Below are 9,147 nucleotides of genomic sequence, written 5' to 3'. Positions count from 1 at the left end.
CCGACAACGCATAGGAGAACATCGCCTCACCACGCGCCACCGGCCCCAGATACCGCTTCTTGAGCTCCTCACCACCGGCCAGCAGCACCGGAACCGTCCCCAGCTTGTTCACCGCCGGAATCAACGACGACGACCCGCACGCCCGCGCCACCTCCTCGATCACGATCACCGTGGCCAGCGCGTCCGCCCCCGCACCCCCGTACGATTCGGGCACGTGCACCGCATGCAGATCCGCCGCCACCAACGCGTCCAACGCCTCCTGCGGGAACCGGGACTCCTCGTCCACCACCGCCGCGAAAGGAGCGATCTTGGCATCGGCCAGCTCACGCACCGTACGCCGCAGCAGCTCATGCTCCTCCGACGGCGCGTACGCCGGGTAGTCGCTCATCGTCCGTCCACCTGCCCCAATACTTTGACGACAAATATTTGAAGGCCAAAATAATTGACGCCCCGCCGTCCGGTCAAGGCGTCTCCAAGGTGCGCGGCAGCCTGGCGGGCACCGAGTCGTCGGCGCTCCTGCGCCAGGCCGGCCTCGGCTCGACTGGATCCGGCCCGGCGAGGTCGACGGTCTGGAATGTCGGGCCCACGGGCGGGCGACCGCCGCAAGGGCGGTGAGCGTCGTCAAAGTGGGCAGGGTGACTCGCCGGTCGTACCCGCCGGCAGGCGGTGGCGTCCGCCCGCCCCGGGCACGTGCGGAACCAGCCGGAGGTCGTTACTCCCGCCGGCCCAGTTCAAAGCCGCACCCGAGAATCGAACTCGATTCCCCTGACTGGAGGTCAGGCCCCTCATCGTCCAGCCCTCTGCGGCAGGGCGGCGGAACGGCGAGATCCCGCCGGGTGGATCGGGCCGGACTCGAACCGGCAACCTCCCGCTTGCAAGGCGGACGCTCTTCCCATTGAGCTACAGACCCGTGAATTCGTTACCCATAGGGTGCGGGACGGGGTGTGAATGCGCAAAGCATTTTTTTAATGCGGCCGCCCCGGGCCAGACGGTCCGTCTGGCCCGGGGCGGCCGGTCACGCGGCACCGCCGCTACCGGCGGGTTCGGGCCGTGCGCCCCCCGCGCGAGGGGGTCAGCAGCCGTTGCAGCACCCGGATCGGGAGGGTGACGATGCTGACGATCGTGCCGATGATGGCGCTGAACGCTGCGCTGATGCGGCGCATCGGAATTCACTCCTTCAGGTCGTCCTATCCGACCCGTACCCGAGCGTCGCGTTTTACACCGGCTTTGCCCCGACAATGACTGTGGCGTAGAACTCCTCGGACGTCGCGACCGCGGCGGCGAGCCCGCCCCGCTCGACGGCGGCGACCGCGTCCGGAACCTGCCGCTCGCTCGTCTCGAACAGCAGGTGGCCGCCCGGGGCGAGCCACCGCGACGCCTCGGCGGTGACGCGGCGCAGGACGTCCAGGCCGTCGGGGCCGCCGTCGAGCGCGACCCGCGGCTCGTGGTCGCGCGCCTCCGCCGGCAACAGGGCGAGGTCGCCCGACGGCACGTAGGGGACGTTGGCGAGCAGCACGTCGACGTGCCCGCGCAGCGCGTCCGGGAGCGGCGCGAACAGGTCGCCTTCGTAGGCGTGGCCGCCGTACGGCGCGATGTTGCGGCGGGCGCAGCGCACCGCGGCGGGCTCGACGTCGGCGGCGTGCAGGGCGTACCCGTCCAGCCCGGCGACGAGCGCGGCGCCCAGCGCGCCGGAGCCGCAGCACAGGTCGACGACGACCGGGCGCGGCGGGGCGAGCGCGGCGGCCCGCCGGACGAGGAACTCGGTGCGGCGGCGGGGCACGAACACCCCGGGCTCGACGGCGACCCGTAGACCGCAGAACTCCGCCCAGCCGAGGACGTGTTCGAGCGGCAGCCCGGCGGCGCGCCGGTCCACCATGGCGGACGCGTCGTCCGGCGTGCGGGCGGTGGCGAGGATCAGCCGCGCCTCGTCCTCAGCGAACACGCAGCCGGCGGCGCGCAGCCTGGAGACGATGGCGGACTCGGTCGTGGATGTCGACATGGGCGTTTCCGGACTGTATCCCACCATGCCGCCACGCGGTCGCCCGGAGCCGTCGAGCGGCCCGCTCACCGGCGGCCCGCGCGCCCTGCTCTCGTTTAGGGCCCTTGTCAAGGGGCATTCCCGCAGCGCACGTCATCGGGGGGTCACGTGGCGCGGGTGAGATGGTGGGGCACGGGGCTCGTGGCGCTCGTGCTGCTCGTCCTCGGCGCGGGGCTCCCGCTGCTGGACACGGCCCTCGGCGGCCACGGGAGACCGCTTGCGGCAGGTACCGTCCTGTCGCTGGGGACGCAGCGCGACGGCGTCCGGCCGGTGACGTTCTCGGTCCCCTCCCCCGGCTGGGTCCTCGACCAGGCGCACTCGTCACTGGCCAGCAACGTCGAACTGGCCAACGCCGAGGTCGGCCTCTCGGTGAGCGTCGTCGTGCCGCTGGCGCCGCTGGACGCCCGCGAACTGTGGGACGGCCTCGGCCGGATCGTCGCCGTCGGCGGGCGGTCGCGGCTGCACGCGCGGCCCGTCCCGATCACGACCGCGCGGGGGCTGACCGGGCTGACCGGGCTGCTCGGCGGGCCGGAACGCACCGGCACGGCGACCGTGTTCGCCACGAGGACGCTCGGCGCGACCGTGACCGCGTCGGGCCCGCCGGGCGCCTACGGGAGGCTGGCCGCGGAGGTCGACGCCATGGTGCGGACCATCACGATCTCGGCGCCGTCATGACGCGCCGGCCGGCGTTCTGGCTGTGGGCGGCCGCGTGCCTGCTCGGCCTCTGGACCGCCTTCCGCGGGATCGGCCTCGGGGTCGCGGCCTTCCCGGCCGGCGCGATCTTCGGGTTCGCGCTGCTGGCGCCCACCCTGGTGGCGGGCGTCTGGGCGCTGCGCCGGCTGCATCCGGTCCGGCCGCTTCCGCTCGGGTACGCGCTGGTCGCGGTGGCGTGGGGCGGCCTCGCCGCGTTCGGCATGGCGCTGCCCGCGAACTCGGCGTTCCAGTCGATCCTCGGCAAGACGGCCGGGCCGGCCTTCAACTCGGTGTGGGGCGCGTCGATCGCCGCGCCGGTCGACGAGGAGATCCTGAAACTGCTCGGCGTCGCGGTCCTGGCGCTGATGGCTCCGGCCGCGGTCCGCGGGCCGCTGGACGGCTGGGGTTACGGCGCGCTCGCCGGGCTGGGCTTCCAGTTCGCGGAGAACTTCCTGTACGTCCTGAACACGATCGTGCTGACGGGCGCCACCCAGGACGCGAACGCGGCGTTCTTCTCCTTCGGCAGCCGGGTGATCGGCGGGGCGTGGTGGAGCCACTGGGCGATGACGGCGGTCGGCGGCGCGGGGCTCGGCTGCCTGCTCGGCCGGGCGTCCCGGACGGGCCTCGCCGTCGCGGCGGGGGCGCTCCTGCTCGCGATGGCGCTGCACTCGTGGTGGGACGCCCCCGTCCTGCCCGGGGTGCTACTGCTGCCGGTGAAGGGCGCGCCGATCCTGCTCGCGGCGATCGTCGCCTACCGGCTCGCGCGCCGCCGCTACCTGTCGCACTTCCGCCGCACGGTGCACGCGGAGACGGCGAAGGGCGTCCTCGTCCCGGGCGAGGGGCACGTGCTCGCGTTCCGCAAGTGGCGCCGCAAGGAGCGGTGGGGCGTGCCGGCCGGAGAGCCGCGGCGGCTGCTCGCCCGGCTCCGCGCCGACCAGCTGGAGCTGATCGAGGACGGTCTCGGCGGCCTGGAGCCCGACCCGCTGGCCGCCGACCGGCTGCGCGCCGACATCCGGATCGTCCGGCACCGCCTCAACTCCGCCGGCGACGCCCGCGTCGCCTGACCGGGCGGCCCCGAGCCGCGCGCGGGGCCGCTGCCGGGCGGGGCCGCCGGTGGCCGTGGGGCGGCGTTTGTCGAGGTCCGGCCCGGGTACCCGCCCTGCGGAGACGATGATCGGCCTGGGGAGAGGCGCGATGGCGGGACGCAAGGGCCGGTCGGGGTCGCAGCGGCTGGGAGACCTGGTCGAGGGGGTCAACGACCGGCTCGGTTCCACCACGTTCCTCGATGTGAACATCAAGAAGGCGTTCCCCAAGCACTGGTCGTTCCTGCTCGGTGAGATCGCGCTCTACTCGTTCATCATCCTGATCATCACGGGCGTCTTCCTCACGCTGTTCTTCAAGCCGAGCGGCTCGGAGCTCGTCTACGACGGTTCGTACGCGCCGCTGAAGGGCGTGCAGATGAGCGAGGCGTACTCCTCCACCCTCGACCTCACGTTCGACGTCCGGGGCGGGCTGCTGATGCGGCAGATCCACCACTGGGCGGCGAACGTCTTCCTCGCGGCGATCGTCGTCCACCTGATGCGGATCTTCTTCACCGGGGCGTACCGCAAACCGCGCGAGATCAACTGGGTGATCGGCGTCACGATGTTCGTGCTGGCGCTCGCCGAGGGGTTCGCCGGCTACTCGCTCCCGGACGACCTGCTGTCCGGCACCGGTCTGCGGATCGCCCAGGGCATCATGCTGTCGATCCCCGTCGTCGGGACGTACGTGAGCCTGTGGGCCTTCGGCGGCGAGTTCCCGGCGAGCGAGGACTTCATCCCGCGGCTGTTCACCGTGCACATCCTGCTCATCCCCGGGATCCTGATCGCGCTCGTCACCGCGCACCTGATGATCCTGTGGCACCAGACGCACACCACATGGCCGGGCAGAGGCCGGCGGGAGATGTCGGTGAGCGGCGAGAAGACCTTCCCCCACTTCGCCACGCAGAGCACCGCGTACTTCCTCTTCACGTTCGGCGTCCTCGCGGCGCTGGCGGCGCTCTTCCAGATCAACCCGGTCTGGCTCTACGGTCCCTTCGCGCCGGACCAGATCTCGTCCGGCTCGCAGCCCGACTGGTACGTCGGCTTCCTCGAAGGCTCGCTGCGCATCATGCCGCCTCTGGCGACGACCGTGGCCGGGCGCACCATCGCGTGGAACGTGCTGGTGCCCGCCGTCCTCCTGCCGGGGATCTTCTTCACGCTCATCGGGGTGTATCCGTTCGCGGAACGCTGGGCGGTCGGAGACGAACGCATCCATCACCTGCTGGACCGGCCGCGCAACGCCCCGACCAGGACCGGCATCGGCGCCGCGGCGGTCGCCTGGTACGTCAACCTGCTGGCCGCGGGCGGGAACGACATCATCGCCGTCACGTTCGACATCCCGCTCTTCTGGACGACGTGGTTCTTCCGCGTCGGGTTCTTCGTCGCGCCGATCGTCGCGTTCGTCATCGCCCGGCGGGCCTGCCTGAGCCTGCAACGCCGCGACCTGCGCATGCGCGAAGAGGGGGTGGAGAGCGGCCTGATCTCGCTGAGCCCGGGCGGCGGTTACGAGGAGCGGCACGAGCGGCCGTCCGCGGATCGGGAGGCCGTCCTGCGGACCCGGCAGCCCGGCGAACTCGTCGCCCCCTACCCGAACCACCTCATCCCGCTGCCGACCCCCGACCGTGCCCGCACGCAGATACGCACCCGCGCCAACCGCTTCTACCTCGACTACCAGTCGGAGTCGTACGGTGGCGGCCAGGGCGACCTGGAGCGGGACTCGGCGGAGGACGGCGAGGGCGGCTGACCGGGGTTCAGGCCCCACTCGGCGGCGGCAGCGCAGGCTCGGCCTCCTGCGGCGGCTCCGTCGGCGGGTAGTGCAGGTCGAACGCGGGACGCGCGGAACGGATCCGGGGCATGGACGTGAAGTTGTGCCGGGGCGGCGGGCAGGACGTCGCCCACTCCAGCGAACCGCCGGCGCCCCACGGGTCGTCCACCCCGACCTTCTCGCCGTGCCGCCAGGTCCGCAGGACGTTCCACAGGAACGCGAACGTCGAGGCCCCGAGGATGAACGCGCCGATGGACGAGACGAAGTTCAGGGTCGAGAACTCGTCGGCGTAGTCGGCGTAGCGGCGCGGCATGCCCTCGGCGCCCAGCCAGTGCTGGACGAGGAACGTCGTGTGGAAGCCGGCGAACAGCGACCAGAAGTGGATCTTCCCCCAGGTCTCGTCGAGCATCCGGCCCGTCATCTTCGGCCACCAGAAGTAGAAGCCGCCGAACATCGCGAACACGACGGTGCCGAAGAGGACGTAGTGCAGGTGGGCGACGACGAAGAAGGAGTCGGTGACCTGGAAGTCCAGGGGCGGGGACGCCAGGATGACCCCGCTCAGGCCGCCGAACAGGAACGTGACGAGGAACCCGACCGCGAACAGCATGGGGGTCTCGAACGACAGGTGCCCCTTCCACATCGTGCCGACCCAGTTGAAGAACTTGATCCCGGTGGGGACGGCGATCATGAACGAGGTGATGGAGAAGAACGGCAGCAGGACGCCGCCGGTGGCGAACATGTGGTGCGCCCACACGACCATCGACAGCCCGCTGATCGCGATGGTGGCCGCGACCATGCCGAGGTACCCGAACAGCGGCTTGCGCGCGAACACCGGGATGATCTCGGTGATGATCCCGAAGAACGGCACCGCCACGATGTAGACCTCGGGATGGCCGAAGAACCAGAACAGGTGCTGCCACAGCAGCGCGCCGTGGTGGGAGGCGTCGTAGATGTGCGCGCCGAGCTTGCGGTCGGCCTCCAGCGCGAACAGCGCGGCGGTCAGCACCGGGAAGGCGATCAGCACCATCAGGCTGGTCAGCAGCACGTTCCAGGTGAAGATCGGCATCCGGAACATGACCATGCCGGGGGCGCGCATCGCGACGATCGTGGTGGTCAGGTTCACCGCGGTCAGGATCGTCCCGAAGCCGGACAGGGCCAGTCCCATGACCCACATGTCGCCGCCCGGGCCGGGCGAGTAGGTCTCGGACGTCAGCGGCGAGTAGGCGAACCATCCGAACGCGGCGGCGCCGCCCGGCGTGACGAACGAGGCGAGGACGATGAGGGCGCCGAACAGGAACAGGTAGTAGGTGAGCGCGTTCATCCGCGGGAACGCGACGTCGGGCGCGCCGATCTGCAGCGGGACGATCACGTTGGCGAAGCCGAGGAAGAGCGGCGTCGCGAACAGCAGCATCATGATCGTGCCGTGGATGGTGAAGAGCTCGTTGTAGCGCTGGTTGCTCATCACCTGGTGGCCGGGCTCCATGAGCTCGGCCCGCATGAGCATGGCCATCAGCCCGGCGATCAGGAACATCGTGAACGAGGTGCCGAGATAGAGGTAGCCGACCATCTTGTGGTCGGTCGTGGCCAGGACGTGGCTGATCTTCGTGCCCTTGCGGTGGCGCGAGAGCGCCTCGGCGACGCTGGTGTCGTCCCCGCCCTGTACGGCCGTCATCCCCGGCCCTCCCTCCCCCGTCCGGCGCCCATCGGGGCACTTGCCCCGACGGGTGCTTTCAAACGCGGCCGGAGAGGAGCGATCTCGCTGGTGGGGCGGGTGTCAGGTGACGGCGCACAGCCAGGCGCCCCGCAAGGTCATGGGACGCTGCTCGGGGAAGAGCCCGGGAGGGCGCCCCTCCGCCAGTTCGCTCAGCCGGTTCAGGAAGATGCCCTCGCGGAGCGCCCACGGGCAGATGTCGAGGCGGTCGAGCCCGAGGACGTCCATCACGCCCTCGGCCACGATCGCGCCCGCGAGGATCTGGTGGGCGCGCGACGCCTTGACCCCGGGCAGCCGGGCCCGCTCCTCGTCCGGCAGCTTCGCCAGTTTCGGGATCCAGCGGTGCAGGTCGCTCCGGTCGAGGTGCCGCTCCCGGTAGGGCCCGGCCTTCGCCCGGGGCGCCCCGCACAGCCGGGCGAGCTGGGTGAAGGTCTTGGACGTCGCCACGGCCCGGACCGGCTCCGGCCGGCCGGCGATCGCGATGGTCGCCTCGGAGAGCACGGACCGGACGTGCGCGCGCAGCGCCCGCCGGGTGCGTTTGCGCACGGGCGGCCGCGGCGGCAGGTGGTGCCGGGTGAGGCGGCCCGCGCCGAGCGGCAGCGACAGCGCGATCTCCGGTTCCCGCCCGGCGCCGTGGGCGAGTTCCAGGGAGCCGCCGCCGATGTCGGCGAGCAGCATCGGCCCCGCCGACCACCCGAACCAGTGGCGGGCGGCGAGGAACGTCAGCCGCGCCTCCCGCTCGCCGGTGAGGAAACCGAGCTCGACGCCCGTGGCGGCGCGGACCTCGGCGGCGACGTCGTCGCGGTTGGCGGCGTCGCGCAGCGCGGACGTCGCGTACGGGACCAGTTCGGCCACGTCGAGGGCCGAGGCGGCGGCCACCGCCTCCCGGACCGCGGCGATCAGCCGCCCGACGGCGGGCCGGCCGATGACGCCGTGCCGGTCGGTGGCCTCGGCCAGCCGGACGGCGCTCTTCACCGAGCGGACGGGCATGGGCGGGTGGCCGGGGTCGAGGTCGGCCACCCGCAGGTGCGCCGAGTTGGAGCCGATGTCGAGCACGCCGAGACGCAGGGGGCCGTCGTTCATGCGACGTGCTTTACCCCGCATTTACGTTCTCAGTCCGAACCCGCCGCCGGGAGGCCGCGGCGGTGCGGTAGAAGGCGGCGACTTCGGGAAGGCCGCTGGAGAAGGCGACTATTGGAGGAACTCCCGGTGTCGCACGACATGGACGCTCGGGACACCGGCCCGCACGGCGTCGGCGCGCGGGCCGACGTCGCGGCCGCCCGCGACGAGGCCGTCCGGGCCATCGACGGGCTGGACGCCGCGCGCCGGCGCGCCGAACGGACCCGCGTCGACCCCGGGTGGGAGCGCCAGGTGGCCGACGCCGCGCGCGTCCTGTCCGCCGCCGCCCGCGAGCTCACCCGCCTCGTCGACGACCGCGGCCGGGAGCCCGCGGCCCGCTCCGCCGGCCGCCGGGCCGCGCCGCCGCCCGCCAGGCGTCCGCCCGAGGGTGAACCGCTCGTGACGCTCGACCTCGCGCACCGCCTCGCCCCGGGGTGGCGGCTGTGCCAGGTCACCCTCGCCGACCGGGACGCCCACCGCTGGCATCTGCGGCACGGGGACCACGCCGCCGGGACCGTGACGCACGCCCTCGGCCTGCGCGGGCGCCGCACCGGCTGGGAGGCCCGCGACGCGCGCGGGTACCGGCTCCGCCCGGGGCCGGGTCCGGACGCCTACCGGCTCGCCGCGCCCCATCTGTGGGCCACCAGGGCCGCCGCCGTCCTGGCGGTGGCACGCGCCCACCGCTGCCCCTGAGGGACGTTTCGCCCGGATCGTCGGGGTAGGCCCGCCTGGGACGGGCCAC

General features: G+C 72.5%; 9 protein-coding genes and 1 tRNA gene. 4 read left to right on the top strand and 6 right to left on the bottom strand.

Annotation, left to right across the window (positions count from 1 at the left end):
• From SM418_RS18285 to SM418_RS18270, 4 genes are all read right to left on the bottom strand, one after another.
• On the bottom strand, positions 1-388 hold a 388-nt coding region (locus SM418_RS18285; RefSeq protein ID WP_371942046.1), incomplete at its 3' end, for an acyl-CoA dehydrogenase family protein.
• Positions 389-837: 449 nt separating this feature from the next.
• Positions 838-910 (bottom strand) — tRNA-Ala (locus SM418_RS18280).
• Between the two features lie 121 nt (positions 911-1,031).
• On the bottom strand, positions 1,032-1,163 hold the full coding sequence (locus SM418_RS18275; RefSeq protein WP_371942045.1) for an LPFR motif small protein: 132 nt from the start codon (positions 1,161-1,163) through the stop codon (positions 1,032-1,034).
• A gap of 53 nt (positions 1,164-1,216) precedes the next feature.
• Entirely contained in the window at positions 1,217-1,999 is a 783-nt protein-coding gene (locus SM418_RS18270; RefSeq protein ID WP_371942044.1) for a putative protein N(5)-glutamine methyltransferase, read from the bottom strand.
• Between the two features lie 147 nt (positions 2,000-2,146).
• On the opposite strand from SM418_RS18270, the gene SM418_RS18265 reads away from it, so the two are divergent.
• The 3 genes from SM418_RS18265 to qcrB all read left to right on the top strand — a co-directional run bounded on the left by SM418_RS18265 (position 2,147) and on the right by qcrB (position 5,554).
• Positions 2,147-2,713 carry a hypothetical protein gene (locus SM418_RS18265; protein WP_371942043.1) on the top strand — a complete coding sequence of 189 codons (567 nt, stop codon included), beginning with the start codon at positions 2,147-2,149 and terminating at the stop codon, positions 2,711-2,713.
• Complete coding sequence (locus SM418_RS18260; protein WP_371942042.1) at positions 2,710-3,795, top strand: PrsW family glutamic-type intramembrane protease; 1,086 nt, start codon at positions 2,710-2,712, stop codon at positions 3,793-3,795. Before SM418_RS18265 ends, SM418_RS18260 begins: the two co-directional genes overlap by 4 nt.
• A gap of 130 nt (positions 3,796-3,925) precedes the next feature.
• Positions 3,926-5,554 (top strand): cytochrome bc1 complex cytochrome b subunit, encoded by a 1,629-nt coding sequence (gene qcrB, locus SM418_RS18255; protein WP_371942041.1) that lies wholly within the window; start codon positions 3,926-3,928, stop codon positions 5,552-5,554.
• 7 nt (positions 5,555-5,561) lie between these two features.
• On the opposite strand, the gene ctaD is transcribed toward qcrB, so the two are convergent.
• Positions 5,562-7,247 carry an aa3-type cytochrome oxidase subunit I gene (gene ctaD / locus SM418_RS18250; protein ID WP_371942040.1) on the bottom strand — a complete coding sequence of 562 codons (1,686 nt, stop codon included), beginning with the start codon at positions 7,245-7,247 and terminating at the stop codon, positions 5,562-5,564.
• Between the two features lie 102 nt (positions 7,248-7,349).
• Entirely contained in the window at positions 7,350-8,369 is a 1,020-nt protein-coding gene (locus SM418_RS18245) for a Ppx/GppA family phosphatase (protein WP_371942039.1), read from the bottom strand.
• Positions 8,370-8,495: 126 nt separating this feature from the next.
• On the opposite strand from SM418_RS18245, the gene SM418_RS18240 reads away from it, so the two are divergent.
• Complete coding sequence (locus tag SM418_RS18240) at positions 8,496-9,098, top strand: hypothetical protein (protein ID WP_371942038.1); 603 nt, start codon at positions 8,496-8,498, stop codon at positions 9,096-9,098.
• Positions 9,099-9,147: the final 49 nt, after the last annotated feature.

Origin of the sequence: Actinomadura chokoriensis, assembly GCF_041463665.1 — a bacterium.
GTDB classification, from domain to species: Bacteria; Actinomycetota; Actinomycetes; order Streptosporangiales; family Streptosporangiaceae; genus Spirillospora; species Spirillospora chokoriensis_A.
The sequence above is the reverse complement of the archived record's forward strand: the minus strand, read 5'-3'. Positions and strand labels throughout refer to the sequence as shown.

Coding starts and splice junctions, on each gene's coding strand:
- SM418_RS18275 (WP_371942045.1), bottom strand. CDS start 1,163: ATGCGCCGCATCAGCGCAGCGTTCAGCGCCATCATCGGCACGATCGTC.
- SM418_RS18270 (WP_371942044.1), bottom strand. CDS start 1,999: ATGTCGACATCCACGACCGAGTCCGCCATCGTCTCCAGGCTGCGCGCC.
- SM418_RS18260 (WP_371942042.1), top strand. CDS start 2,710: ATGACGCGCCGGCCGGCGTTCTGGCTGTGGGCGGCCGCGTGCCTGCTC.
- qcrB (WP_371942041.1), top strand. CDS start 3,926: ATGGCGGGACGCAAGGGCCGGTCGGGGTCGCAGCGGCTGGGAGACCTG.
- ctaD (WP_371942040.1), bottom strand. CDS start 7,247: ATGACGGCCGTACAGGGCGGGGACGACACCAGCGTCGCCGAGGCGCTC.
- SM418_RS18245 (WP_371942039.1), bottom strand. CDS start 8,369: ATGAACGACGGCCCCCTGCGTCTCGGCGTGCTCGACATCGGCTCCAAC.